This is a genomic window from Bradyrhizobium sp. BRP19 (assembly GCF_020194195.1).
GTDB lineage: Bacteria > Pseudomonadota > Alphaproteobacteria > Rhizobiales > Xanthobacteraceae > Bradyrhizobium > Bradyrhizobium yuanmingense.
The window spans coordinates 39,157-64,082 of sequence record NZ_JADYVZ010000022.1 but is presented as its reverse complement, the minus strand read 5'-3'; the positions used below and the strand labels follow the sequence as shown (position 1 = coordinate 64,082).

The window sequence follows — 24,926 nt, the reverse complement described above, 5'->3', positions numbered from 1 at the left end:
TCGCCGCCCGCTCCGCTACGAAAACGGCATGATCGAAACGAATTTCTGGCTGTTCCTGGCCGCAGCTCTCCTCATTGCCGCCGTTCCCGGCCCTGGCATTTTTTACGTCGCGGCGCGAACCTTGTCGGAGGGGCGTGGCAGCGGCTTCGCCTCGACCGCGGGCACGGCGCTGGGCGGACTGGTACATGTGGTCGCGGGCAGCCTCGGCATCTCCGCCATCATCCTGGCCAGCGCGGAGCTGTTTGCCGCCGTGAAATTCGTTGGCGCGCTCTATCTGGTCTGGCTCGGCATCAAGACGTTTCGCAGCGCCGGCAACAACCTGTCGCTCGGGAGCGAGCCGATCGGCGACAAGCGCGCGTTTCGCGACGGCGTGCTGGTCGAAGCGCTCAATCCGAAGACCGCGGCATTCTTCCTCGCCTTCATTCCACAGTTTCTCGATCCGTCGGACTCGAACCCGACGCTGCAATTCATCCTGCTGGGTGCGATCTCCGTGGCCCTGAACACGCTCGCCGATGTCGTGGTGGTGCTGATGGCCTCCGCGACGCGCGCGCAGCTGACCGGACGGCCGCTTCTGATGCGTCGCCTCACGCAGGGCTCCGGCGTCTTCATCGCGGGCCTCGGCCTCTCGCTCGCCCTGGCGCGGCGGCCGGCCAATGGCTAGCGCCCCGCAAAGCCGCTTCTATGAATCGCACGGCCTGCGGCTGCACTACGCCGACTGGGGCAACGAGGGTGCACCGGTCGCCATCCTGGTGCACGGCGGCCGCGATCATTGCCGCAGCTGGGATCACATCGCGCGCTCGCTGCAACCGCATTTTCGCGTCGTCGCGCCCGACCTGCGTGGTCACGGCGATTCCGACTGGACGAGAGGCGGCAGCTACGCGCTGACAGAATACGTGTACGATCTCGTGCAGCTGGTTCGCACCTTAGCCACGTCTCAGGTCACCCTGATCGGCCATTCGATGGGCGGCATGGTGAGCCTGATCTTTTCGGGCGCATTCCCCGAACAGGTCACGAGGCTCGTCGTCCTCGACGGCGTGACCATGTTGCCGGACACACCGAAGCCGCCGGCGCATGAGCGCATCGGCAGATGGGTCGGCCAGCTCGACAAGCTCCACGACCGCACCCCGCGCCGCTATCCGAGCCTCGAGGACGCGGCCGCGCAGATGGTGCTTCACAACAAGCGCCTGTCACGGGACCTCGCGCTGCATCTCGCCAGGCATGGCGCGCGGCAGAACGAGGACGGCAGCTACAGCTGGAAATTCGATCCCTATCAGCGCGCCTCCGCGCCACATCGGCTCTGGCCCGACGATCACATCGAGCTGTGGTCGCGGATCACGTGCCCGACGCTGCTGCTCAATGCCGGCGAAAGCTTTCTAGCGGGCGCTCGCTCCGCCGGCCTGGAGCGATACTTCCAGAACGCGCGCGTTAAGACTATTGCCGGGGCGGGACACTGGCTGCAGCACGACAAGCCGCAGGAGGTGTTGGGTGAGATCCGGCGGTTTCTCGAGCTCAACGAGGACGAAGGCTAGCTCAACGTGCCCGCATGCACCCACCAGCCGGGGTGATCGCGCCGGATCGTTTCGGCCGCGGCATGTGCCTCCTCAGATGCGCCGTAGATCGCAAAGCACGTCGCGCCCGAGCCGGACATGCGGGCGAGCTTGACGCCGGCGGAATCGCGCAAGGCGTCCAGCACCTCGCCGATCACAGGCTCGATCCGCAGCGCGGGCGCTTCGAGATCGTTGGCGACGGTCTCGAGAACCTCGACCCAATCGGAAATCGAGGCACCCTCCTCCGGCCAGGCCGGAGCGCGGATGACGTCGGTGACGCCGACCAGGAGCTCGCCGTTGCGCAAGCCCAGCGCCTGGAACACGTCCTTGGTGGCAACAGGCACGCGCGGATTGACCATGACGCAAGGCATGCTCGGCAGCGCGAGCGGCAGCAGCTGCTCGCCGACGCCGGTCATGTCGCAGGCGCGCGAGAGGAGGCACACCGGCACGTCGGCGCCGGTCGCGACCGCGACCTTCTGAATGCGGGGATCATCGAGCGACAAATCGTTGAGACGCGCCAGGACCCGCAGCGCGGCCGCGGCATCCGCCGAGCCGCCGCCGATCCCGGCTGCAACGGGGAGCACCTTGTCGAGCGCGAAGGCGCCAAGCTGCAGGCCAGGGATCGCCTCGGCAAGGAGCTTGGCGGCCTTGAGCACGAGATTGTCGGCTGTGTCGCCGCAGGCGGCAGCCAGCGGCCCAGTCGTGGTGAGCTTCAGCTCCCCGCCCGGCTCCAAGGTGAGCCGGTCGGCGCAGTCGGCAAACGCGACCACGCTTTCGAGATCATGATAACCATCGGCACGACGGCCGACGACGCGAAGGCTCAAATTGACCTTCGCCCGTCCCTCTTCAATCAACGCCGACATTGGCGATCAGCCCCCAAGACTCACTTGTTTGCGCATGATCTGATCGGAAAACCGCTCCACACTTTTCCGGATCATGCGCCTAGCTTAGCCGCCCTTGCCGTCGTCCTTCTTCTTTTCGGCCTGCGCCGCAGAAGAGTTCGAATTGTCGTCGGGAAGGCCGTTGGCGATCTTGGCCTCGATCTTCGGCAGCTCTTCCGGCTCGGGCTTGAGATCGCGCGCATGCGACCACTGGAATTTTGCCTCCAGCGTGCGGCCGACGCGCCAATAGGCGTCGCCGAGGTGGTCGTTGATGGTCGGATCCTCGGGCTTGAGATCGATCGCGCGTTCGAGGTTCTTCACTGCCTCCTCGAAATTGCCGATGCGGTAATAGGCCCAGCCGAGGGAATCGACGATGTAGCCGTCGTCGGGACGCTGCTCGACGGCCCGCTTGATCATCTTCATGCCTTCGTCGAGATTCACGCCCTGGTCGATCCAGGAATAGCCGAGATAGTTGAGGACGTGCGGCTGATCGGGCTGCAGCTCCAGCGCCTTCTTCATGTCGGCCTCGGCCTTGGCCCATTGCTTGGAGCGCTCCTGGCAGATGCCGCGATAATAGTACCAGACGCTGTTGGCCTTGTCGTTGCCGGGCGGCAGCACCTCGATGCCTCGTGAATAGGTCGCGCCGCAATCGCCGAACCGCTTGCGGCCGCGCTCGATGTTGCCGAGCGCCATGATGGCTTCGAGGTCCTTGGGATCCTCCGAGGTGACGCCCTTGAGGATCTTGACCGCCTCGTCGGTGCGGTCGGCGGAATCGAGATCGATGGCGAGCTGAATTTGCGCGTTGCGCTTGAGCGGCGAGTTGGCGGGCACGCGCTCGTAGACCTTGATCGCCATCTTCGGCCGCTTGACTGATTCGTAGAGATCGGCGAGCGACAGCAGTGCCAGCGGATGCGTCGGCTGCAGGTAGAGCGAGAGCTGGAGATAGACCAGCGCCAGATCCTCGCCACCGCGGCGGGTCAGCGTCGCGCCGATGCCGTAGAGCGCTTCGGCGGCGCCGGCCTGCGCGGAATCGACCAGCGGCGGCATCTTCTTGCCGGCCTTGGTCTCGCGCAGGCCTTCCTGGATCAGCGGATGGCGCGCGAGCTTCTTGTCGAAGGCCTGATAGATGTTGGTAGCCGCGGCGGAATCCTTGTTGCGCGACAGCCAGCGCGCATAGGCCTCGGTCACGCGCAGCATGGAATCGTCGAGCTTGTAGGCGCGCTCGAAGCGCGTGCCGGCGTCCTTCTCCTTGCCGGAGAGCTCCAGGATCATGCCGGTGTGGAGATCCTTGAACAGCGGATACCATTCCGGACCTGTCAGCTTGTCGATGGTGGCGACACCACCCTTGGCATCGCCCGCACCATAGGCGGCCCAGCCCGACAGCAGCGTGGCGACGAGATCGGTGATCGGACCACGGATCGACTGGTTGATGTTGGTCTGCGCCGCGACGTACTTCTTCAGCTTGAGATCGTGCACGCCGACGACGAGACGGGCGACGCGGTTGGTCTTGTCGATGGTGAGGATGCGCTCGGCGAGCTTGACCGCCTCCTCGATGTCGCCGTCGGCGACCGACGAGATGAAGGCACGGTCGAGCAGCTCGTTGTTCTTGGGATCGGTGCGGAGCGCCGAACGGTAGAATGCGGCGGCCGAGGTCGCGTCGCGCTCAACGCTAGCATGGCGGGCGGCGAGATAGCTGCCGGCGCCGGTGAGCGACTTCAGATCGTTTCGCGTCGGAAATTGCGCCGCCGTGTTTTCCGGATGATCCGGCGTCTGCGCCAGGACCGCGCCGGGGACCGTCGCGATCGCGGTGCCCATGAGGGCGATGGCGGCAGCAGTCCAGCGGTTGAAACGATTTGAAAACATCAGGGCTCGCCTTGAGTTGGGTGGTGCCTGGGTTTGCAGCAGAAGACCGTATCGCAAGCGAACGCGGCCGGTGACATCCGGGCCCGGAACCGTCAGGCCGACAATGCCGCTTTTGGCGCTTCGCCGCAAGGATTCGGACCCGGGAAGATCCCCTCCGCACGCCCAAACCGGCCCATTGAAACCGCGCCAGCGCCCCAAGACGCCGCCACTATGGCCTTATCGTGGCCGCGGCGGGTCGCCGCAGCCCCGTCCTCACGGGAACGTGCGCCTGGTCACCCGTGCGATCTCCTCACATCGCCTCGTAGTTCGGGCCGCCGCCGCCCTCCGGGGGAACCCAGGTGATGTTGCCGTTGGGATCCTTCACGTCACAGGTCTTGCAGTGAACGCAGTTCTGGGCGTTGATCTGGAAGCGCGGGCCGGAGCCCTCCTCGATCCATTCATAGACGCCAGCCGGGCAATAGCGGTTCGAGGGGCCGGCATAGACGTCGTGCTCGGACGTCTTCTGGAGGTTCATGTCCGTGACCTTCAGATGGATCGGCTGGTCCTCCTCGTGATTGGTGTTGGACAAAAACACCGAGGACAGCTTGTCGAACGTGATCTTGCCGTCGGGCTTCGGGTAGTTCCTGGGCGCGTGGCTCTTGGCCGAATCGAGCGTGGCGCGGTCGGGCTTGACGTGCGACTGCGTGCCAAACAGTGAGGCGCCGAACAGCGTATTGCACCACATGTCGAAGCCGCCCAGCGCGACGCCGAGCACGGTGCCGAACTTCGACCACAATGGCTTGACGTTGCGGACCAGGAACAGGTCCTTGCCGACCGATGAGGAACGCCAGGCGTTCTCGTATTCGACGAGCTCGTCATTGGCGCGGTCGGCGGCGAGCGCGGCCGCAACATGTTCGGCAGCCAGCATGCCGGTGCCCATCGCATTGTGCACGCCCTTGATGCGCGGCACGTTGACGAAGCCGGCCGCGCAGCCGATCAGCGCGCCGCCGGGGAAGCTCAGCTTCGGCACCGACTGATAGCCGCCCTCGGTGATCGCGCGCGCGCCGTAGGCGAGCCGCTTGGCGCCTTCGAAGGTGCCGCGGATCGAGGGATGGGTCTTGAAGCGCTGGAATTCGTCGAATGGGGACAGATAGGGATCGTCGTAGTTCAGATGCACGACGAAGCCGACGGCGACGAGATTGTCGTCGTAGTGATAAAGGAACGAGCCGCCACCGGTCTTGAGGTCAAGCGGCCAGCCGAATGAATGCTGGATCAAGCCCTTCTGGTGCTTGGCGGGATCGATCTGCCAGACCTCCTTGAGGCCGATGCCGAACTTCGGCGGCTCGCTCTTGGCGTCGAGCGCGAACTTGTTGATGAGCTGCTTGGTCAGGCTGCCGCGGGCGCCTTCGGCGAACAGCGTGTACTTGCCGAGCAATTCCATGCCGCGGGTGAAGGAATCCTTCGGCTTGCCGTCGCGGCCGATGCCCATGTCGCCGGTGGCGATGCCCTTGACCTTGCCCTCCTCGTCATAGAGCACCTCGGCCGCCGCAAAGCCCGGATAGATCTCGACGCCAAGCGCCTCGGCCTTGCGCGCCAGCCAGCGGCAGACATTGCCGAGCGAGCCGATGTAGCAGTGATGATTGTTCATCAGCGGCGGCATCATGAAATTCGGCAGCTTGATCGCGCCGCCGCCGGTCATCCAGTAGAAGCGGTCGTCCTTGACCTGCGTCTTCAGCGGGCAGTCGGCATCCTCGCGCCAGTCCGGGATCAGCTTGTCGAGGCCCGCGGGATCGATCACGGCGCCCGAGAGGATGTGCGCACCAACCTCGGAGCCCTTCTCCACCACGACGACGTTGAGCTCGGCGTTGAGCTGCTTGAGCCGGATCGCGGCCGACAGACCCGACGGGCCGGCGCCGACGATGACGACGTCGAATTCCATGGATTCGCGCGGGGGAAGTTCTTCGGTGCTCATCTGATCTCAGCCCTTGAGACGGTCCTTGGTCGTTTGCGCCCTCTTGTTTCCGATTTTTCCGGGTAGGACAACCTCGGAATCGCGTTCCGCCGGGATGCAAGGCCGCCCAAGGTGATATAAAGGTCAGACTTTGCCATGATCCCCGAACCCGCACCCACCGTCCGAGAGCTGCTCGCCTTCTATCTGGAGGCCGGTGTCGACTGCACGCTCGCGGAGGAACCGATAGACCGCCTGGCGGAAATCGATGCGCCGCCACCCAGCCCGCGCGCGGCCCCGCCAGCCGAAGCGCCGCGGCCGGTCGCCGCGCCCGCGGTCATGCGCGGCGAAGCCGCGCCTGCACCGGACGTCGCCATCGCCTCGGCACGCGAAGCCGCACGCACCGCGCCGACCCTGGAGGCGCTGCGCGAGCTGATGCAAAATTTCGAGGGCTGCGCGTTGAAGCACACCGCGACGCGACTCGTATTCGCCGACGGCAACCCGCAGGCGCGCATCATGTTCGTCGGCGAGGCGCCGGGCCGCGACGAGGACATCGAGGGACTGCCTTTCGTCGGGCGCAGCGGCAAGCTGCTCGATCTGATGATCGGAGCCATCGGCCTCAACCGCACCACCGCCTACATCGCCAACGTCATTCCCTGGCGGCCGCCCGGCAACCGCACGCCGACGCCGCAGGAGACGCAAATCTGCCTGCCCTTCATCCAGCGCCAGATCGAGCTGGTGAACCCCGACGTGCTGGTGACGCTCGGCAATCCTTCGACACAGACGCTGCTGTCGACGCGCGAAGGCATCATGCGCACGCGCGGGCGCTGGTTCGACTACGACACCGGCCAGCGGGTGATCCGCGCGCTGCCGACGTTTCACCCGGCCTACCTCTTGCGCTCGCCGGCCTACAAGCGGCTGGCCTGGCAGGATCTGCGGGCGATCGCGAAGGCGCTGACGGGGGCGTGAGGGGCGGCCGCCCCCTCCCCGTCATTGCGAGCGCAGCGAAGCAATCCAGAATCTTTCCGGAGAGGGACTCTGGATTGCTTCGTCGCAAGGGCTCCTCGCAATGACGCCGGGGAGAGCACGCCCGCAGCTCACGTCCCCTTCGGCCGCACGATGGCCCAGCCGATGCGCAACAGCTGCTGGCGGCCGGTCACCAGCCATTCGAAGGCGCGCGGGACTTCCGGCACGATGCCGGGAAAGCGCTTGAGGATCTCCGGCGGCGGCGTGCCCGCGGTATCGGAGGCGCGCCAGACCACGACGCCGCCGGTCTCGCTGAACTTGGTCTGGCTCATCCACGGCGTCCGCGCGGGGGCGGCGTCGATGAACAAATGCGGCCGGCCGGAATGCAGCGCGATCAGGCTGGCGAGCTGGGTCTCGCCGGCGACGGCGCGCAGGCGATGGTTGGTGCGGCGGGCGAAGCTCTCGTCGAAGAAGTCCGAGATCGCGCGCGCCGGCATCGAGGTCGCAATTTCGCTAGTGCCCGTCCAGGGCAGGAACAGGACGGCAAGCACCACGCCGGCGGCGGGCGCGGCAACGGCGGCGGCCCAGACCATGCGGAGCATGCGCGCGCGGCGCATCGCGATGAGATCGCCGGCCGCGACGACCACGGCAAGCCCCGACATGATCAACACGACGCCGGGGCCGCCGACGACGGAATCGAGCCCCAGCAGGCCGGAGATCAGCACTGCGCCGAGCGGCAGAGCGAACGCGAAGAAATAGACGAAGTTGCGCGCGAGCGGCTCGACCGGCGGGCGGTAGATGATCGGTGGCTCCTCGCCCTTGCCGGCGAACATTCCGGTGTTGAGAAAGGTCAGCGCCGGGATCGCAGCCGCCCCCAGCACGAGGCCACCGAGCAGCCAGGCCGCATGCAGCGCGCGGGCGTTGAGCTCGGCGACTGGCGGCAAGTCCGGCAGTGCCAGCGTCTCGGCCCGCATCAGAAAGACCGCATAGGGCAGCGCCAGCACGGCGACGACGATCAGCGCGAACAGCGGATCGAGCCCGCGCAGCGTCCGGCGGCCGCCGGCGGTCGTAACCGCGAAGACGACGATCAGCAGCAGCAGGAAGACCGCGGCGGGCGTCGTCAGCAGCAGGAGGCCGGCTTCGATCGACCAGGCGAACCAGGCATTACCGCGGCGCTGGCCGATGATCTGCCAGGAGTGCAGCAGCAAGAGCGCCCAGAGCGGCCGTGCCAGGATCAGCGGACCGAAGTCCAGCGCGGACGAGGAGAAGGCCAGCACCGTCATGGTGAGGAGCACGGCAAGCACCGCCTGCTGCGAGCCGACCACGGCACGGGAGAGATGATAGAGCGCGATGAAGGTTGCGATCTCGCAGAGCTGGGCGAGCACATAGACGCCGAGCATGTGGCCGCCGGCGGCGCGATAGGCGATGTCGGCGAGCCAGATGGCAAGCGGCGGGCCGAGATCGGTGCCGACCTGGTATTCCCTGCCGAAGGCCAGAAGGGTCGCGAGAGTGCCGGGCGGGCTGCGGTAGAACACCAGCGCCACGAACAGCCACATCGCGGCCTGCAGCAGCACCGCAATCCAAACGATCAGCCGCGGCCGGGCGCGAATGAGCTCGATGACCAGGGAGGTAAACCGCATGCAACGTCCGAAGGTGCAGCCAACCCGTCCAGCCGGCCCTATTCGCTCACGTCTGTTTTGATAAAGGGCGCCACGGGTTGTGGCAACCGCCGCAGTTCGTCATGCCCGGGCTTGTCCCGGGCATCCACGTTCTTCGTGCCGCTGGTAAGACGTGGGTGGCCGGGTCAAGCCCGGCCATGACGGATGGGAAAGCTGTAGGAGGATCGCTAGAGATTTACGGAAGCGTCGATCTCGACGCTCGCCTCGACCTGCACCTCGACCTCAGTCACCGAGAACAGGTCCTGCACCGGCTCGACGGTCCAGGGCATGTGTTTGGCGCGGGCGGCGGCGACGGGGGCGAAGAAGCTGCGGTGGTGTATGGAGGGGCCGAGGCGATCAAGCGCGTCGAGATGCTCGGGGACGGCATAGCCCTTGTGCTGCTCGAAGCCGTAGCCCGGGCAGTCCTGCGCCAGTGCGCACATCAACCGATCCCGGGTGACCTTGGCGACGATGGAGGCCGCGGCGATCGAGAGCACGATACCGTCGCCGCCGATCACGGCCTCGCAGTCGCATGCGGTGTCGAGCCGGTCGCGGCCGTCGACGAAGACGTGCCTGGGCGCCTCGGGCAGGGCCACCACGGCGCGCTTCAGCGCCCACAGCGAGGCGCGCAGGATGTTGTCGCGGTCGATTCGCGCCGGCGAGGCGACGGCGACCGAGACCTGCGCGGTGGCGCAGATCTTGTCGAACAGCTTTTCGCGCTCCTCGGCGGTCAGGCGCTTGGAATCGTCGATGCCGCGGGGAATCCGGTCGGGATCGAGAATCACCGCGGCGGCCACCACGGGGCCTGCGAGCGGGCCGCGGCCAGCCTCGTCGCAGCCCGCGACCGGCCAGACGCCGCGCTTGATCAGCACGCGCTCGCGGCGGAAGCTGGGGGCAGCAACGGCAATGATGCCTTTCCTACCGGCAGGGACCTTCGCAGCATCGGCCGCAGATATCTTTGCCGCCTTGGCGGGCACAGCCTTCGGCGCGGCCTTTTTCTTCGGCGCGGCTTTGGCTGGGGTCTTGGCGGAGGGGTCCCGAATCATGGCCGGGATCGTGCGCCAGGGGGCTTCGCCAGCGCAACCGGGAACCCACGATATTCCCGTTATTCAGGCCGCCCGCCCTACTCCGCCAGATGCACCCGCCGGTCCTCGCCCACCTCGATGCCGGGTGCGACCACGACTTCCCAGACATGTGCATCGGGATCGGCAAAATAGCCGCAATAGCCGCCGTAATCGGTCGCGTGCGCCGCCTTCAGCAAGGTGGCCCCCTTCTCGACGGCGAAGGCCAGCACCTCGTCGACCTCCTCGCGGGTCACGCAATTCCAGGCAAGCGTCATGCCGCGAAAGGTCGTGGGCCTCGGCTGGTCCTCCAAGGACGCGTCTGCGGCGAGCCGATCCCAGTGATAAAGCGCGAGCACCGGACCGCCGGTGTCGTAGAACGCAACCGCCTCGCCGGTCTCCTTCAGCCGGCGCGAGAAACCGAGCGCGTCGTAGAAGGCGATGCTGGCGCGGATGTCGTTCACACCGAGCGTGATGACGGTCAGCCGCGGCACCGGCACGGTGAGTTCCTTGAGCATGCGACACCTCTTGCACGTGTCCGCTCAAAACAGGCTGAGCTGGTCACCGTTCCGCTTCGGCCGCGCAAAGTGATCAATGGTCAGCTTGGAGCGCCGCTTGTTGAGGCCGAGTCGCTCGCAGGCGATCTCGAAGCGGCGGCCGATGGTCCAGGCCATCGGTCCGGTGCCCTTCATCCGCTCGCCCCATTTGGCGTCATAGTCGCGCCCGCCGCGCATGTCTCGGATCAGGGTGAAGACGTGACGATAGCGGTCCGGATAGTTCGCCATCAGCCATTCGCGGAAGAGATCGCGCACCTCCAGCGGCAGCCGCAGCAGCACATAGGCAGCTTCCTTGACGCCGGCATGGGCGGCGGCGTCGAGGATGCGCTCGATCTCGGAATCGTTCAGCGCAGGGATCACGGGCGCGACCATCACCGTAGTGGGAATGCCGGCGTCCGAGAGCTGCTTCAGCGCCTCCAGCCGTTTCGGCGGCGTCGAGGCCCGCGGCTCCATCGTGCGCGCCAGCTTCGGATCGAGCGAGGTGACCGAGATCGCGACCTTGGCGAGGTTGCGCTTGGCCATCCGCTGGAGAATGTCGATGTCGCGCAGCACCAGCGCCGACTTGGTGACGATGCCGACGGGATGCCCTGCGCGCTCCAGCACTTCCAGAATGCCGCGCATGATTTTGCGCTCGCGCTCGATCGGCTGGTAGGGATCGGTGTTGGTGCCGATCGCGATCATCCGCGGCTCGTAGCCGGGAGCCGCAAGCTCCTTCTCGAGCAGCGAAGGCGCCTCGGGCTTCACGAACAGTTTTGACTCGAAGTCGAGCCCCGGCGACAGGCCGAGATAGGCGTGGGTCGGCCGCGCGAAGCAATAGACGCAGCCGTGCTCGCAGCCGCGATAGGGATTGATCGAGCGGTCGAAACCGATGTCGGGGGAATCGTTGCGGGTGATCACCTTGCGTGAGGTGTCGATGGCGACACTCGTCTTGAACGGCGGCAGCTCGTCGAGGCTCTGCCAGCCGTCGTCGAAAGCGACGCGCGCCTCGGCCTCGTAACGGCCGCTGGCGTTGGACTGCGCGCCCCGCCCTCGCCGTCGGGCGCGGTCGATGGCGACGCCAAGCTCGGGGAAATCTGAAGGCGCACCCGCCGGCTCGGAGGGCGCCGTGACCGGCGGGTGCTTGAGACCATGAGAGGATGCTCGACTCATGCAGCCAAGATAGCACGACATAGGAACAAATCAAGAACACAAACCAAAAACGTGAAAACAACCCCATGCACAGTAGAGCTGCCCAAACTTCGCGCGCCTGCCTTTGACCTCACGCAACACGGCCGTCACGACCATCCCGTTTCATGCCCGACGGATCGATCGCCCCGGAACCGGGTTGGTGACGATCGCGAAGTGAAGGTCGGCAGGAACATGACAATCCAACAAAAAACGGCCGAAGCGAGCAGCGACCTCGATCTGCTCGATCGCTATTGGCGCGCCGCCAACTACCTCTCGGTCGGGCAAATCTACCTGCTCGACAATCCGCTGCTGCGCGAGCCGCTGCGGCCCGAGCACATCAAGCCGCGTCTGCTCGGACATTGGGGCACGACGCCGGGGCTGAACTTCATCTATGCCCATCTCAACCGCGTCATCCGCGCGCTCGATGTCAGCGTGATCTTTGTCTGCGGTCCCGGCCATGGCGGTCCGGGCATGGTCGCCAACACTTATCTCGAAGGCAGCTACAGCGAGATCTATCCCGAGATCGCGCGCGATGCGGATGGATTGCGCAAGCTGTTCAGGCAGTTCTCCTTCCCCGGCGGCATTCCGAGCCATGCGGCACCGGAAACGCCCGGCTCGATTCACGAAGGCGGCGAGCTTGGCTATGCGCTGGTGCACGCCTATGGCGCCGCATTCGACAACCCGGATTTGATTGTCGCCTGCGTGGTCGGCGACGGCGAGGCCGAGACCGGCCCGCTCGCTGCGTCCTGGCACTCCAACAAGTTCCTGAACCCTGCCCATGACGGGGCGGTGCTGCCGATCCTGCATCTCAACGGCTACAAGATCGCGGGCCCCACCGTGCTTGGGCGGATGCAGGACGCGGAGATCCGCGACCTCTTGCGCGGGTTCGGCCACGAGCCGCTGTTCGTCACGGGCGACGATCCCAAATTGATGCACCAGGCCATGGCCGATGCGCTGGACGTCGCATTCGCCAGCATCCGCTCGATCCAGCAGCATGCCCGCGACGGCCGCACAAGCGTCGAGCGGCCGCGCTGGCCGATGATCGTGCTGCGCAGCCCGAAGGGCTGGACCGGCCCGAAGGAGGTCGACGGCAAGAAGGTGGAGGGCTTCTGGCGCGCGCATCAGGTGCCAGTCGCAGGCTGCCGCGAGAACCCGGAGCATCTCAAGGTGCTCGAAGACTGGATGCGCAGTTACGAGCCGGAAAAGCTGTTCGATGGCAACGGCGCGCTCGTTGCCGAGCTTCAGGCGCTTGCGCCCGAAGGCGTCAGGCGCATGGGCGCCAATCCGCATGCCAATGGCGGCGTGCTGAAGAAGGAGCTGAAGCTGCCCGACTTCCGCAGCTTCGCGATCGAGGTGACGCAGCCCGGCGAAGTCGTTGCGGAAGCGACGCGCGAGCTCGGCAAATTCCTGCGTGATGTCATCCGCCTCAACGCGAAGGAGCGCAACTTCCGCATCATGGGCCCGGACGAGACGGCATCGAACCGGCTCGACGCCGTGTTCGAAGCCACCGAACGCGTCTGGATGGAGCCCACCGAGCCTTACGACGTGCACCTCGCCCAGGACGGCCGCGTCATGGAGGTGCTGAGCGAGCATCTCTGCCAGGGCTGGCTGGAGGGCTATCTGCTCACCGGACGGCACGGCTTCTTCTCCTGCTACGAGGCCTTCATCCACATCGTGGATTCCATGTTCAACCAACACGCCAAATGGCTGAAGGTGACGCGGGAGCTGCCGTGGCGGCGTCCGATCGCCTCGCTCAATTATCTGCTGACCTCGCATGTCTGGCGCCAGGACCATAACGGCTTCAGCCATCAGGACCCCGGTTTCGTCGATCTCGTCGCCAACAAGAAGGCCGACATCGTCCGCATCTACTTCCCGCCGGACACCAATACGCTGCTGTGGATCGCCGACCACTGCCTGCGGACCTATAACCGCATCAACGTAATCGTCGCCGGCAAGCAGCCGGCGCCGCAATGGCTGTCGATGCAGGACGCGGCGACGCATTGCGATGCCGGCATCGGCATCTGGACCTGGGCGGGCACGGAGGACGGAAAGGGCGAGCCCGACGTCGTCATGGCCTGCGCCGGCGACGTGCCGACGCTGGAGACGCTCGCTGCCGTCGACCTCCTACGCAAGGCGCTGCCGGACTTGAAGATCCGCGTCGTCAACGTCGTCGACCTCATGACGCTGCAGCCGAGGGAGCAGCATCCGCACGGCCTGTCCGACCGCGACTTCGACAGCCTGTTCACGCGCGACAAGCCTGTGATCTTTGCCTATCACGGCTATCCCTATCTCATTCACCGGCTGACCTATAATCGCACCAACCATGCCGGCATGCATGTGCGCGGCTTTGCCGAGGAGGGCACCACGACGACGCCCTTCGACATGGTCGTGCTCAACGAACTCGACCGCTACCACCTCGCGATCGAGGCGATCGAACGGGTGCCGGGACTGGCGACCAAGGCCGCTCAGGTGAAGCAGCAATTCCGCGACAGGCTGATCGAACACTCCCGTTATGTCCGCGAGCACGGTGAAGACATGCCTGAAATACGTGACTGGGTCTGGCAGAACAGCGCCGGCGGCAACACGCCGGCCGAGGCCGGCGATTAGCGATGTCGGACACGGTCCTCGTCCTCAACGCGGGATCGTCGAGCATCAAGTTCGGCCTGTTCGATGTCGCGGCGGCCGAGCCTGCCCTGCTCTGCAAGGGCCTGCTCGACGAGCACGAGGCCAAACCCCGGCTGGTGGTGAAGGGCCCCACGGGCGAAGACCTGTTCGAGACAAGCAATCAGGCGCCTGACGGAGCCCGCGGCCATCTGTTCGCGGACGTGCTCACCTTCATCGAGGACCGGTTCGGTGGACGCAGCCTGCGGGCCATCGGCCATCGCATCGTCCACGGCGGGCCGGATTATTCAGGCCCGGAGGTCCTGACAGACGACATCATTGCGAAACTGGAGGCCTTGATGCCGCTGGCGCCGCTGCACCAGCCGCGCTGCCTCGCGCCGGTGCGCACACTGGCGGCGATCCGGCCCGGGCTGACGCAGATCGCGTGTTTCGACACCGCCTTCCATCACGGCCTCGCGCCGCCGGCGAGCCGCTTCGCCATTCCCCGGCGATTCGAGGCGCGTGGGATCAGGCGCTACGGCTTTCACGGCCTCTCGTTCGAATATGTCGCGGGACGCCTGGCCGAGATCGCGCCGGAGCTCGTGGCCAAGCGCACTGTCATCGCGCATCTCGGCAATGGCGCCAGCCTCTGCGCCCTGCGCGATGGCCACAGCATCGACACCACGATGGGGCTGACGCCGCTCGACGGCCTCGTGATGGGCACGCGCTGCGGTGCGATCGATCCGGGCGTGCTGCTCTATCTGCAACAGCACGAGAACATGTCGGTCGAGAATGTCCAGCACCTGCTCTATCACGAGTCAGGCCTGTTCGGCGTCTCAGGGATATCCGCCGACATGCGCACGCTGCTGGCGAGCCGCGAGGCTGCGGCGCGTGAGGCCGTCGACCTCTTCACGTTCCGTGCGGCGCAGCAGGTCGCGATGATGGCGACCACGCTCGGCGGCCTGGACTGCCTGATCTTCACCGGTGGCATCGGCGAGCACGCCAAGGAGATCCGCGGCGCGATCGGCGAGCGTCTCGCCTGGATGGGCGTGCGCATCGACGCCGCAAGCAACGATGCCGCGCGCGAGCGCATCAACGGCAACGACAGCATGGTCGAGGTCTTCGTCATCCCCACCAACGAAGAGATGATGATCGCGCGCCATTGCGCGGCTCTGATCTAGGGCGTTATCCCGTTGCGAAAACACCCTCTCCGCAAGCGGGAGAGGGAGTGCACTCACGTTATAGCAATCAAACCTGATCTCATCATGCTTAGTGACCGCGGCCGGTCAGGAGCTGAAAAGTCCCCATCGCGACCTCGATCAGGATCAGCACCACGACGGCGATCTCCAGGCGGAGCGAGCGCTGGGTGTCGATGATATCGGTCAGCGCGTTGGCGGTCTCCGACACCGCGGCAAGCTTGCGCTCGAGCGTGTCGAGGCGCTCCTTCAGTTCGTATTCGTCCTCCAGGCGCGAATAGAGCCGGTCGAGCTCGGGCTTCTCCCAGAGCACGTCGGGCTTCTCGGCGACAGCGACGCGGCCGGCGACCCGCTGCTGCACCAGCAGCGCGTTGCCGATCAATTGCAGGATGCCCTTGCGCCGTTGCGGCGTGCGACCGCGCTCGGCGAGCTCCCGTGCAAACGGCTCGATGACGTCGAACACCGCGGCGACGCGGCGCTCATCGCGCGCCAGCGACGTGCTTTTGGCGAGTGCGTCCGCAACCAGCAGCAGCCGGTCGTCGGAGAACTTTGCGAGGCAGATCGGCCCGCCCGGCTGGATCGTCTCGCCGGCTTCCTCGTTGCAGAGCTGCGCCTGCGCGATCTCCTCCTCGTAGGGGCTGAACTCTCCGGTCACGCGCGATCTCAGGTTGTCGACGAGGACCTTCTCCTCCGACGGCAACAGCCCGATCAGCACGACGACGCCGTAGCGAAAGATCACGGCAAGGCCGGCATGAACGCGGAAGGCGGCCGGCGTCGAGGACACCAGCGTGCCGATCTCGAGGCCAGACGCGTTGATGCGGTCGCCCAGCATCAGCGCCCGGATCCGCAAGGTCGGCGCGGCCTCCTGCTTCGGCGATGTTGGCGCGGTGCCAACGGCGAGGTGATCGGCGTTCATGCAAGGTCTCTCCCGGGCAGCGAAACGTCGCCACGAAGCATTCGGGGTTAATACCGTCAGGATCGGCTTGTGCCGAAACATTCGGCAATATTACCAGCCGCGCCTGGCACATCTGGTCGCGATGAACTCGCGGCAGTTTACCATCGCACGCCGAAGCCCCTTCCGAAAGTTGCACTCGGCAGCGCGACGGGTTTATGACAACATCATGCAACGCTACGCTTCTCCCGAAGTGCGGAAACTGAAGCCTCAATCATGCTGAGCGTCATCATTCCGACCGAAGGTGTCGAGCAGACGGCGGTCGCAACCCTGGCCGCGCTGGTGCCCGGCGCCGCAGCCGGCGTGATCCGGGAAGTGCTTCTCGTCGACGGCACGCGCAACGGCGTCATCGAGCGCGTTGCCGACGTCGCGGGCTGCCGTTTCATCGGCTTCGAAGGGCATTCGCAAGGCGCTGCGCTCGCTGCCGGCGCGCTCCAGGCCCGATCGCCGTGGCTGATGTTCCTGCCTGCGGGCGCGGTGCTGGAAACCGGCTGGATCGAGGAAACCACCCAGTTCATCCAGGCCGTCGCCACCAGCGGCCGGGATCGTGCCGCGGTGTTCCGCTATGCCCGTTCGCCTTACGCAAATACCGCAGCGCGCGACGTTCTCTGGGCGGTGGCGCGCAGGCTCGTCGGTCCGCTCGGCGATCAAGGGCTGCTGATCGCGCGCGATCATTACGACCGGATCGGCGGCTACCCGCCCCACGCCCGGCATTCCGAGGCACGGCTGCTCCGCCGGCTCGGCCGGTCGTCCCGGACCATGCTGCGCAGCCGGATTGTCATGGTCGGCTGAAACGCCGAGATACTTGCCAATGTCAAATAATTAATTGACAATGGCAAATATCGAGGTGATCCCATGCTATCGAAAGCTTTGCCGTCAAGCGCCGTGGCCGAACAGGCTGCCGACGACCACGTCGCAGCGGTTCGCGCCTTCAACCGCTTCTACACCCGCAAGCTCGGTGTGCTCGACCAGCACCTCGGCAAGAGTCCATTCTCGCTCAGCGAGGCGCGGGTGCTCTACGAGCTCGCCCATCGCGACGACCTTGCCGCAAAAGAGATCGGACACGAGCTCGGTCTCGATCCCGGCTATCTCAGCCGCATCGTCCAGAGCTTCGACGAGAAGGGGCTGATCACGCGAAAGCCGCTGCCCGCGGACCGCAGGCAGTACCAGCTCAGCCTGACCGCCAAAGGCCGGCAGGCTTTCGCCAAGCTGAACCTGGACTCGCAAAACGAGGTCGCCGCGATGCTGGCTCAGCTTTCGCCTGGCGATGCGACCCGGCTCACGCAGGCGATGGCCACGATCGAGGCCGTGCTGGAGCAACGCCGAAGCTCGCCCGCCTCTTTCATGCTGCGCAGCCATCGCGTCGGCGACATGGGCTGGGTGATCTCCCGCCAGGGCGCCGCCTATGCTGCGGACTACAATTGGGACATCAGTTACGAGGCGCTGGTCGCCGAGATCTGCGCACAGTTCATCAGGAATTACGACGCCGCGCGCGAGCACTGCTGGATCGCGGAGGTCGGTGGCGAGCCGGTCGGCTCGGTGTTCCTGGTCAAGGCCACGGACGAGATCGCCAAACTCCGCCTGTTGCAGGTTGAGAAGAAAGCACGGGGCCTCGGCGTCGGCCGCGCCCTCGTCGAGCAATGCATCCAGGGCGCCCGCGAGCGCGGCTACAGCAAGATGACGCTGTGGACGCAGAGCATTTTGGTGGCTGCGCGCGGGATTTATCAAAGCGCGGGATTCAAGCTGGTCGCGACGGAGCCGCATCACAGCTTCGGTGCCGACCTGGTCGGCGAGACGTGGGAGCTGGATCTCTGATCTCGCAGCGAGCGAGATGCGCGTTGCTGCGCCCTCTCCCCTTGCGGGAGAGGGCATGTCAACTAGCAAACGCAAGCTCGCTTGGGTGAGGGGTATGTCTCCACAAGCATTGGTGCGCGCGGAGAGAACCCCTCATCCGGCGCTTCGCGCCACCTTCTCCCACAAGGGGAGAAGGGAAGAAAAGCAAGAACTCACACCGTCGCGCCTTGCGCCTTTGGCCGGCGCAGATGCTCGTCCAGCCGCGGCATGATCTCGACAAAGTTGCAGGGGCGCGTGCGGTAGTCGAGCTGAGCTGCGAGGATGCCGTCCCAGCCGTCGCGGCAGGCGCCGGGCGAGCCCGGCAGGCAGAAGATGTAGGTTGCGCCCGCGACGCCCGCGGTGGCGCGACTCTGGATCGTCGACGCCCCGATCTTGGCGTGGCTCAGCATGTGGAAGGCGATCGAAAAGCCGTCCATGCGCTTCTCGAACAGCGGCTCGATCGCCTCGGGCGTGACGTCGCGCCCGGTAAAGCCGGTGCCGCCGGTGGTGATGACGACGTCGATGCCGCTATCGGCGATCCAGCGGCGGATCACAGCGCGGATCTCCTCGACATCATCGGTGACGATCTCGCGCGCGGCAAGATGATGACCCGCAGCGGTGAGACGATCGGCGAGGGTCTGACCGGACTTGTCGTCCGCAAGCGCGCGCGTGTCGGACACCGTGAGCACCGCAATGTTGAGCGGGATGAATTGTTTGGATTCGTCGATGGAGGCCATTCTTCACCCTCGCTCGTCGTTCCGGGGCTAACGCGTTACAACGCCCCCGCACCGAACGTGTTGCAGGCCTGGACCGTGCCCTGCTGGTAGCCGATCATGAACCATTGCTTGCGTTGCGCCGCCGAGCCGTGGGTGAAGGAGTCGGGTACCACGCGGCCGGTGGCCTGGCGTTGCAGCGTGTCGTCGCCGATCGCGCTCGCCGTGGTCAGCGCCGCCTCGATGTCGCCGGGCTCGAGGAAGTTCGGACGCTTCTTCGCCTCACGGTTGACCCAGACGCCGGACAGACAATCGGCCTGCAACTCCACCTTGACCTGGAGCGCATTGGCCTCGGCCTTCGAGCCGACCTGCTGCTGCAGCCGCGTCACGCGCGGAATGATGCCGAGCAGGTTCTGGATGTGATGGCCGACCTCGTGCGCGATGATGTAGGCGGTGGTGAAATTGCACGCCGACTTGCCGGAGCAGCCGCGAAAGCGGGTCTCGACCTCGCGGAAGAAGGCGGTGTCCAGGAAGATGGTCCGGTCGGGCGGACAATAGAACGGCCCCATGGCCGACTGCGCCATGCCGCAGCGGCCGCCATTGGTGGCGTTGCGGAACAGCACGATCTTCGGACCGGTGTACGACTGGCCGTTGGCCTGGAAGATCTCGCTCCAGCGATCGTCGAGCTCGCCGAGGATGCCGGAGATCATGCTGCCCATCTCGTCGGTCGGCGCGCCGCGCTTGCCCGAGGAGGCCTGGCGATCGGTCTGGTAGGTCGGCGCATGCCCGCCGCCGGAGAGGATCTCGGCGCCGCCGATCAGGATGCGGGGATCGATGCCGAAGGCGTAGCCGACCAGGCCGAGGATGATGATGGTGCCGATGCCGAGCCCGCCACCGCCCATCGGCAGGCCGAACCCGCCGCCTCCGCCGCCGCCAAAGCCACCACCTTCGTCGCGACGATCCTCGATGTCGTCGCTGCGGCGGAAGTCATCGTAGCGCATGGCGGCCTTTCCTCTGGGGTCCCTGATTTAAGTTTCGACGGCGCACAGAAACGCGAAAGCTCAACGCGCCACATACGTAAAATTTCCGTTGCTTTTATCAATATCGTGGCCGGCAAAAATTGCCTAGTGCGACAGCCTGTCGATGCCAGCAAATTTTTCCGAGGGCCGAGCAGTTTTTTCCGAGAGAAATTTACAGCCTTTTTCCCGCCACGATCGATCCCGCGAGCCGCGCAAGTACGAAATACACTGTAAAACAAGGCGAATGCGCGCAACAATTTGTGCGCGAACGATCATGCGAGGAGCGCTCACGAAAGCGGCGGGTTAAGTCGATTTTTACTTTGCCCCTTCAATGTAACGGCCAGTCGGTTGTTTGGTCCCGCGTCGCCGACAGCGTCGCCTGAGTCAGAGTTCTTGAGTCATGGTAGAGTCGCGTCGCGGGGCGTCTGCAAGGGCGCCCCGCACAAATTTTGAGTCCCCTTCGCATCGCATCATCGTCGGCGATTGCGTCGCCGAGATGTCGAAGCTGCAGGCAGGCAGCGTCGACCTGGTGTTCGCCGATCCGCCCTACAATCTGCAGCTCAAGGGCGACCTCAAGCGTCCCGACGAATCCCATGTCGATGCCGTCAACGACGACTGGGACAAGTTCGATTCGTTTGCCGCCTACGACGATTTCACCCGCGCCTGGCTGCTCGCCGCACGCCGCGCCATGAAGCCGTCGGCGACGATCTGGGTGATCGGCTCCTATCACAACATCTTCCGCGTCGGCGCCATCATGCAGGACCTCGGCTTCTGGCTGCTGAACGACATCGTCTGGCGCAAGACCAATCCGATGCCGAATTTCCGCGGCCGCCGCTTCACCAACGCGCACGAAACCATGATCTGGGCCGCGCGTGACGAGAAGGCCAAGGGCTACACGTTCAACTACGAGGCATTGAAGGCCGCCAACGAGGATGTGCAGGCGCGGTCCGACTGGCTGATTCCGCTCTGCACCGGCGAGGAGCGCCTCAAGGGCGCCGACGGCAAGAAAGTGCATCCGACACAGAAGCCCGAAGGCCTGCTGGCGCGCGTGCTGCTGTCCTCGTCCAAGCCCGGCGATCTCGTCATCGACCCGTTCAACGGCACCGGCACCACCGGCGCGGTCGCCAAGCGCCTCGGCCGCTCCTATGTCGGCTTCGAGCGCGACAAGACCTACGCCAAGGCGGCCGAGGCGCGCATCGCCAAGGTCGAACCGTTGCCGGAAGAGAGCCTTGCCCCGTTCATGACCGCGCGCGAGGCGCCGCGCGTTGCGTTCTCCGAGCTGATCGAGCGCGGCATGATCATGCCCGGCACCAAGCTGTTCGACGCCAAGAAGGAGCTCGGCGCATTGGTGCGCGCCGACGGCGCCATCATGCTTGGCGACAAGGTCGGCTCGATCCACCGCATCGGCGCGGTGGCGCAAGGCGCGCAGGCCTGCAACGGCTGGACCTTCTGGCACGTCGAGACCAAGAAGGGCCTCAAGCTGATCGACGAGCTCCGCGCCGAGATCCGCGCGGGAATGGCGGCGGAGTAGTTTCCTCTCCTAAGTCATTCCGGGACGTGCGCAAAGCGCGCGAGCCCGGAATCCATCCAACAGCGTCCCATGCCGCCCAATGGATTCCGGGCTCGCGCCAAGAGGCGCGCCCCGGAATGACAGCGGCGTGAGTTGAAAGCCACGCCAACCAGGACTAGACTCGCCCCCATCAGCCTCCGTCCTGACCGGCCTGCTCCCATGCGACGACAGTCCGAGACATTGCTGCTGGTGCCGCTGCTGCCGATCTTCCTGATCGGCATGTTTCCGATGTTCCTGATCGCGCTGCTCGGATTCTTCGGCCTGGCGCTGTTCGGCGTGCTCGTGATCTGCGTCGGGCTCGCCAGCAGCAACGAGGCGCACGACAATTTCAACCACGACGTCATCGTTCACGGCTATGCGCGCGGGTCGGAGCGCGCGGCGCGGGCCTCCGACATGCATCTCGCAGCGCGGCTCGGCCTGCGGCTGGAGGCCGTGGGCGCGGCCATGGTCGTCGCGGCGGCAATCGGCCTCTGTTACGCCGCCTGATCTGCGTACCGCGCAGACACCGCCCGGCAAACTCGCCGGTTGCTCTCTCGGGCGAGGTTCAGGCAAGACAGGCTCGCCCAACGACGCCGCGGCCGCGCGCGGCAATATAGACACCGGGGAGATGCTTGATGCTCAAGTTCTATTTCAATGGATCACCGAACCCGACCAAGGTCGCGCTCTATCTCGAAGAATCCGGCCTGCCGTTCGAGCCGGTGAAGATCGACACCCGCAAAGGCGAGCAATTCACGCCGGAATTCCTCAAGATCAATCCGAACGGCAAGGTGCCGGCGATCGACGATGGCGGCACCATCGTGTTCGATTCGAACGCCATCCTGCTCTATCTCGCCGAGAAGACCGGCAAATTCCTCCCCTCCAACCGCGCCGAGTTCTTGTCCTGGCTGATGTTCGTCGCGAGCGGCGTCGGGCCGTTTTCGGGTCAGGCCGTGCACTTCAAGCATTTTGCGCCGAAGGACCAGAACCACGACTACGCCAACAACCGCTATCAGTACGAGACCGACCGCCACTACAAGATCCTCGACGCTCACTTGAAGGACCGCCGCTACATGGTCGGCGACAGCTATTCGATCGTCGACATGGCGATGTGGGGCTGGGCGCGGATGGTGCCGTTCAAGCTCGGCGACGACGCCTTTGCGCGATACCCGAACGTGAAGCGGCTGGTCGACGAGATCTCGGCGCGCCCGGCGGCGGCGCGTGCCATCGCCCTGAAGGACAAGTTCACCTTCAAGGCCGAGATGGACGACGAAGCGCGAGCCAACATGTTCAAGCACATGACGACCAAGGTGGCTTGATCGCGCCGCTGTTCGAGGCCACGCGCATGCGCGTGGCCTCTTGCTTTCAAGACGTCAGGCAGCGTGGACCGAGCTCAGGAACTTGGCGACTTCCTGCTTCAACCGATTGCTGTCGGCCGACAGCGAGCGCGCCGCCGACAACACCTGCGAGGAGGCCGAGCCGGTCTCGGAGGCGCCGCGCTGCACGTCGCCGATGTTGGACGAGACGAGCTGGGTGCCCTGGGCCGCCTGCTGGACGTTGCGGGATATCTCCTGCGTCGCCGCGCCCTGCTGCTCCACGGCCGCGGCGACCGTCGACGAGATCTCCGACAGCCGCTCGATGGTGCCGCTGATCTCCCGGATCGAACCGACCGACTCCTCGGTAGCGGCCTGGATGCCGGAGACCTGCTGGGCGATCTCGCCGGTGGCCCTTGCCGTCTGCTCGGCGAGCGCCTTGACCTCGGTAGCGACCACGGCAAAGCCGCGGCCGGCTTCGCCCGCGCGCGCCGCCTCGATCGTGGCGTTCAGCGCCAAGAGGTTGGTCTGGCCGGCAATGGTGCTGATCAGCTCGACCACGTCGCCGATCCGCGCGGCGGCCTTGGAGAGCGCGCCGACGCGCTCGTTGGTCCGGGTCGCCTGACCGACAGCCTCGGTGGCGATGCGGGCGGATTCCTGCACCTGGCGGGCGATCTCGGAGACCGAGGAGGAGAGCTCCTCGGTCGCAGAGGCGACCGCCTGCACATTGGCCGAGGCCTCCTGCGAAGCGCTGGCGACCTCCGTCGAGAGGTCCTGGGCGCGCGCGGCAGTCGTCGTCAACGTGCCGGCGGAGGCTTCGAGCTCGCCCGATGCCGACGACACCGTGTTGACGATCTCGCCGACGGCCTGCTCGAACTGATCGGCGAGCCTGACCATGTCTTTCCTGCGGTTCTCGGCCTGCCGCGCCTCGAGTTCGGCCTGCTCGGCGCGCATGCTCTCGGTCTCGATCATGTTGTCCTTGAAGACCTGGATCGCCTTGGCCATGTCGCCGATCTCGTCGACCCTGCCGCGGCCGGGAATCTCGACCTCGAGATTGCCGCCGGCAAGCCGCCCCATCGCCTGCGTCATCGAGGTCAGCGGACCGACGATGCTACGGGCGATGAGGAAGGCGACGATGCCTCCGAACAGGATGGCGAGGCCGCCGGCGATCTCCTGCACGGTCGTCGTTCCCGCGATCACGGCCTCGGCGGTGGTGCGCGATACCTGGTAGTCCTCCTTCAGCGTCGTTTCCGCCACCTTGAGCTTGCCGATGCTGTCGACGATGAGGGGCGCGAGGCTCTTGTGGTAGATCTCGTCCGCTTTAAGCATCGCTGCGGAGGTCGTCTCGAACGCCGTCTTGTAGGTTTCAAGCGAGGTCTTCACCGGCGCCAGCGTGGCGCGCAACGCCGCCGCCTGCGGGCTCTTTTCGAGTGCCCCGAGCCGTTGTAATGCCCTGTCGATGCTCGCCCTGAAGGTCGCAGGGCCCTGCGCATCGCGAAGGGCCAGAAAACGCCAGTTTACGATCCTCACGAGCAGGATTCGGGATTCGAGATCGGCGACGAGGGAAGCGGTATCTTCATCGACGGCGGCGCGCGCCACGTCGACGAGCTTGTTCGTCTTGGTGGCCAGGTCCTCGCCACTCGGCAGCAGCGTCGCCTTGCCCGTTCTCGTCTCGTTGACGGCGTCGCTGAGATTGTCACGCAGGCGTCGCATTTTCGCGATCTCGTCGATCAGGCCGTTGTAGAGCGCGCGCCGCTCCTCGGAGAGCGCCCCCTGAGCGCCGACCCGGAGCAGCTCGCTCGCCGCGGTCTCGCGCTCTTGCGCTTCCTTCATTGCGGACTCGTTGCCGTCGTAGACGTAGCGCAAATTGGCCCGCTGAATCGCCTGCAGATGGGCCGATATTTCCAGCACCCGCGCCGTGCTGTCCGAGAGGGCGGATTGTCTTGCGACCTGATCCTGCACATCCCGCAAATTCCAGACGGCAACCACCGCCATCACGACACCCACCGCCACCAGGGCCATGAAGCCTGCGTACAGGCGTCCCCTGATCCGCAAACGAAATTTCGGCATTCCCACTGTCCACCCAGATGCATGTGAATTCGAGGGGCCGAACGACTCCGGCGATC

21 protein-coding genes are annotated in these 24,926 nt (G+C 65.7%); 10 read left to right on the top strand and 11 right to left on the bottom strand.

Features of this window, described 5'->3' with window-relative positions:
• Positions 1-28 precede the first annotated feature (28 nt).
• Positions 29-661 (top strand): LysE family translocator, encoded by a 633-nt coding sequence (locus tag I6F36_RS34585; protein WP_057026303.1) that lies wholly within the window; start codon positions 29-31, stop codon positions 659-661.
• A complete protein-coding gene (locus I6F36_RS34580) occupies positions 654-1,529 on the top strand; it encodes an alpha/beta fold hydrolase (RefSeq protein ID WP_225173000.1) in 876 nt (291 codons plus the stop codon). Before I6F36_RS34585 ends, I6F36_RS34580 begins: the two co-directional genes overlap by 8 nt.
• Here I6F36_RS34580 and I6F36_RS34575 read toward each other — a convergent pair.
• The 3 genes from I6F36_RS34575 to I6F36_RS34565 all read right to left on the bottom strand — a co-directional run bounded on the left by I6F36_RS34575 (position 1,526) and on the right by I6F36_RS34565 (position 6,242).
• On the bottom strand, positions 1,526-2,410 hold the full coding sequence (locus tag I6F36_RS34575) for a 4-(cytidine 5'-diphospho)-2-C-methyl-D-erythritol kinase (RefSeq protein ID WP_225172999.1): 885 nt from the start codon (positions 2,408-2,410) through the stop codon (positions 1,526-1,528). The two genes, I6F36_RS34580 and I6F36_RS34575, sit on opposite strands and share 4 nt — an antisense overlap.
• 84 nt (positions 2,411-2,494) lie before the next feature.
• Positions 2,495-4,291 carry a tetratricopeptide repeat protein gene (locus I6F36_RS34570; RefSeq protein WP_225172998.1) on the bottom strand — a complete coding sequence of 599 codons (1,797 nt, stop codon included), beginning with the start codon at positions 4,289-4,291 and terminating at the stop codon, positions 2,495-2,497.
• A gap of 289 nt (positions 4,292-4,580) precedes the next feature.
• Positions 4,581-6,242: an electron transfer flavoprotein-ubiquinone oxidoreductase gene (locus tag I6F36_RS34565; protein ID WP_109144973.1), complete on the bottom strand. Its 1,662-nt coding sequence runs from the start codon at positions 6,240-6,242 to the stop codon at positions 4,581-4,583.
• A gap of 135 nt (positions 6,243-6,377) precedes the next feature.
• Here I6F36_RS34565 and I6F36_RS34560 point away from each other — a divergent pair, with 135 nt between their 5' ends.
• Positions 6,378-7,187 (top strand): uracil-DNA glycosylase family protein, encoded by an 810-nt coding sequence (locus I6F36_RS34560; protein WP_225172997.1) that lies wholly within the window; start codon positions 6,378-6,380, stop codon positions 7,185-7,187.
• Between the two features lie 128 nt (positions 7,188-7,315).
• Here I6F36_RS34560 and I6F36_RS34555 read toward each other — a convergent pair whose 3' ends face one another.
• From I6F36_RS34555 to I6F36_RS34540, 4 genes are all read right to left on the bottom strand, one after another.
• A complete protein-coding gene (locus I6F36_RS34555; RefSeq protein WP_225172996.1) occupies positions 7,316-8,824 on the bottom strand; it encodes a glycosyltransferase family 39 protein in 1,509 nt (502 codons plus the stop codon).
• A 206-nt stretch (positions 8,825-9,030) separates the two neighbouring features.
• Positions 9,031-9,888 (bottom strand): ribonuclease HII, encoded by an 858-nt coding sequence (locus I6F36_RS34550; protein ID WP_109144975.1) that lies wholly within the window; start codon positions 9,886-9,888, stop codon positions 9,031-9,033.
• Between the two features lie 77 nt (positions 9,889-9,965).
• Positions 9,966-10,421 (bottom strand): VOC family protein, encoded by a 456-nt coding sequence (locus I6F36_RS34545; RefSeq protein WP_036024884.1) that lies wholly within the window; start codon positions 10,419-10,421, stop codon positions 9,966-9,968.
• 24 nt (positions 10,422-10,445) lie between these two features.
• Complete coding sequence (locus tag I6F36_RS34540; protein ID WP_225172995.1) at positions 10,446-11,609, bottom strand: PA0069 family radical SAM protein; 1,164 nt, start codon at positions 11,607-11,609, stop codon at positions 10,446-10,448.
• Between the two features lie 210 nt (positions 11,610-11,819).
• Here I6F36_RS34540 and I6F36_RS34535 point away from each other — a divergent pair, with 210 nt between their 5' ends.
• Together I6F36_RS34535 and I6F36_RS34530 are read left to right on the top strand one after the other, a co-directional pair.
• Positions 11,820-14,234, top strand: a complete 2,415-nt coding sequence (locus tag I6F36_RS34535; protein ID WP_225172994.1) for a phosphoketolase — start codon at positions 11,820-11,822, stop codon at positions 14,232-14,234.
• A gap of 2 nt (positions 14,235-14,236) precedes the next feature.
• Positions 14,237-15,409, top strand: a complete 1,173-nt coding sequence (locus I6F36_RS34530) for an acetate/propionate family kinase (protein ID WP_225172993.1) — start codon at positions 14,237-14,239, stop codon at positions 15,407-15,409.
• An 88-nt stretch (positions 15,410-15,497) separates the two neighbouring features.
• Here I6F36_RS34530 and I6F36_RS34525 read toward each other — a convergent pair whose 3' ends face one another.
• The gene (locus I6F36_RS34525) at positions 15,498-16,340 is read right to left on the bottom strand and encodes an RMD1 family protein (protein WP_036024879.1); all 843 of its coding nucleotides are present in this window, start codon (positions 16,338-16,340) and stop codon (positions 15,498-15,500) included.
• 252 nt (positions 16,341-16,592) lie between these two features.
• Here I6F36_RS34525 and I6F36_RS34520 point away from each other — a divergent pair, with 252 nt between their 5' ends.
• Positions 16,593-17,168, top strand: coding sequence for a glycosyl transferase (locus I6F36_RS34520; protein ID WP_225172992.1), 576 nt, complete (start codon positions 16,593-16,595; stop codon positions 17,166-17,168).
• Between the two features lie 63 nt (positions 17,169-17,231).
• Positions 17,232-18,191 (top strand): helix-turn-helix domain-containing GNAT family N-acetyltransferase, encoded by a 960-nt coding sequence (locus I6F36_RS34515; protein WP_225143145.1) that lies wholly within the window; start codon positions 17,232-17,234, stop codon positions 18,189-18,191.
• A gap of 191 nt (positions 18,192-18,382) precedes the next feature.
• On the opposite strand, the gene moaB is transcribed toward I6F36_RS34515, so the two are convergent.
• On the bottom strand, positions 18,383-18,946 hold the full coding sequence (gene moaB / locus I6F36_RS34510; RefSeq protein ID WP_036024863.1) for a molybdenum cofactor biosynthesis protein B: 564 nt from the start codon (positions 18,944-18,946) through the stop codon (positions 18,383-18,385).
• Between the two features lie 35 nt (positions 18,947-18,981).
• Positions 18,982-19,923, bottom strand: coding sequence for a neutral zinc metallopeptidase (locus tag I6F36_RS34505; RefSeq protein ID WP_036006315.1), 942 nt, complete (start codon positions 19,921-19,923; stop codon positions 18,982-18,984).
• Positions 19,924-20,341: 418 nt separating this feature from the next.
• Between I6F36_RS34505 and I6F36_RS34500 the strand changes: the two genes are divergently transcribed.
• The 3 genes from I6F36_RS34500 (at position 20,342) to I6F36_RS34490 (ending at position 22,806) form a co-directional block, all read left to right on the top strand.
• On the top strand, positions 20,342-21,472 hold the full coding sequence (locus I6F36_RS34500) for a site-specific DNA-methyltransferase (protein ID WP_276573746.1): 1,131 nt from the start codon (positions 20,342-20,344) through the stop codon (positions 21,470-21,472).
• A gap of 198 nt (positions 21,473-21,670) precedes the next feature.
• Positions 21,671-21,997 (top strand): hypothetical protein, encoded by a 327-nt coding sequence (locus I6F36_RS34495; protein ID WP_036006310.1) that lies wholly within the window; start codon positions 21,671-21,673, stop codon positions 21,995-21,997.
• A 128-nt stretch (positions 21,998-22,125) separates the two neighbouring features.
• Positions 22,126-22,806 (top strand): glutathione S-transferase family protein, encoded by a 681-nt coding sequence (locus I6F36_RS34490; RefSeq protein ID WP_225172990.1) that lies wholly within the window; start codon positions 22,126-22,128, stop codon positions 22,804-22,806.
• 54 nt (positions 22,807-22,860) lie between these two features.
• Here the strand turns inward: I6F36_RS34490 and I6F36_RS34485 are convergent, their stop codons facing one another.
• A complete protein-coding gene (locus I6F36_RS34485) occupies positions 22,861-24,870 on the bottom strand; it encodes a methyl-accepting chemotaxis protein (RefSeq protein WP_225172989.1) in 2,010 nt (669 codons plus the stop codon).
• Positions 24,871-24,926 lie beyond the last annotated feature (56 nt).

Coding starts and splice junctions, on each gene's coding strand:
- I6F36_RS34585 (WP_057026303.1), top strand. CDS start 29: ATGATCGAAACGAATTTCTGGCTGTTCCTGGCCGCAGCTCTCCTCATT.
- I6F36_RS34580 (WP_225173000.1), top strand. CDS start 654: ATGGCTAGCGCCCCGCAAAGCCGCTTCTATGAATCGCACGGCCTGCGG.
- I6F36_RS34575 (WP_225172999.1), bottom strand. CDS start 2,410: ATGTCGGCGTTGATTGAAGAGGGACGGGCGAAGGTCAATTTGAGCCTT.
- I6F36_RS34570 (WP_225172998.1), bottom strand. CDS start 4,291: ATGTTTTCAAATCGTTTCAACCGCTGGACTGCTGCCGCCATCGCCCTC.
- I6F36_RS34565 (WP_109144973.1), bottom strand. CDS start 6,242: ATGAGCACCGAAGAACTTCCCCCGCGCGAATCCATGGAATTCGACGTC.
- I6F36_RS34560 (WP_225172997.1), top strand. CDS start 6,378: ATGATCCCCGAACCCGCACCCACCGTCCGAGAGCTGCTCGCCTTCTAT.
- I6F36_RS34555 (WP_225172996.1), bottom strand. CDS start 8,824: ATGCGGTTTACCTCCCTGGTCATCGAGCTCATTCGCGCCCGGCCGCGG.
- I6F36_RS34550 (WP_109144975.1), bottom strand. CDS start 9,888: ATGATTCGGGACCCCTCCGCCAAGACCCCAGCCAAAGCCGCGCCGAAG.
- I6F36_RS34545 (WP_036024884.1), bottom strand. CDS start 10,421: ATGCTCAAGGAACTCACCGTGCCGGTGCCGCGGCTGACCGTCATCACG.
- I6F36_RS34540 (WP_225172995.1), bottom strand. CDS start 11,609: ATGAGTCGAGCATCCTCTCATGGTCTCAAGCACCCGCCGGTCACGGCG.
- I6F36_RS34535 (WP_225172994.1), top strand. CDS start 11,820: ATGACAATCCAACAAAAAACGGCCGAAGCGAGCAGCGACCTCGATCTG.
- I6F36_RS34530 (WP_225172993.1), top strand. CDS start 14,237: ATGTCGGACACGGTCCTCGTCCTCAACGCGGGATCGTCGAGCATCAAG.
- I6F36_RS34525 (WP_036024879.1), bottom strand. CDS start 16,340: ATGAACGCCGATCACCTCGCCGTTGGCACCGCGCCAACATCGCCGAAG.
- I6F36_RS34520 (WP_225172992.1), top strand. CDS start 16,593: ATGCTGAGCGTCATCATTCCGACCGAAGGTGTCGAGCAGACGGCGGTC.
- I6F36_RS34515 (WP_225143145.1), top strand. CDS start 17,232: ATGCTATCGAAAGCTTTGCCGTCAAGCGCCGTGGCCGAACAGGCTGCC.
- moaB (WP_036024863.1), bottom strand. CDS start 18,946: ATGGCCTCCATCGACGAATCCAAACAATTCATCCCGCTCAACATTGCG.
- I6F36_RS34505 (WP_036006315.1), bottom strand. CDS start 19,923: ATGCGCTACGATGACTTCCGCCGCAGCGACGACATCGAGGATCGTCGC.
- I6F36_RS34500 (WP_276573746.1), top strand. CDS start 20,342: ATGGTAGAGTCGCGTCGCGGGGCGTCTGCAAGGGCGCCCCGCACAAAT.
- I6F36_RS34495 (WP_036006310.1), top strand. CDS start 21,671: ATGCGACGACAGTCCGAGACATTGCTGCTGGTGCCGCTGCTGCCGATC.
- I6F36_RS34490 (WP_225172990.1), top strand. CDS start 22,126: ATGCTCAAGTTCTATTTCAATGGATCACCGAACCCGACCAAGGTCGCG.
- I6F36_RS34485 (WP_225172989.1), bottom strand. CDS start 24,870: ATGCCGAAATTTCGTTTGCGGATCAGGGGACGCCTGTACGCAGGCTTC.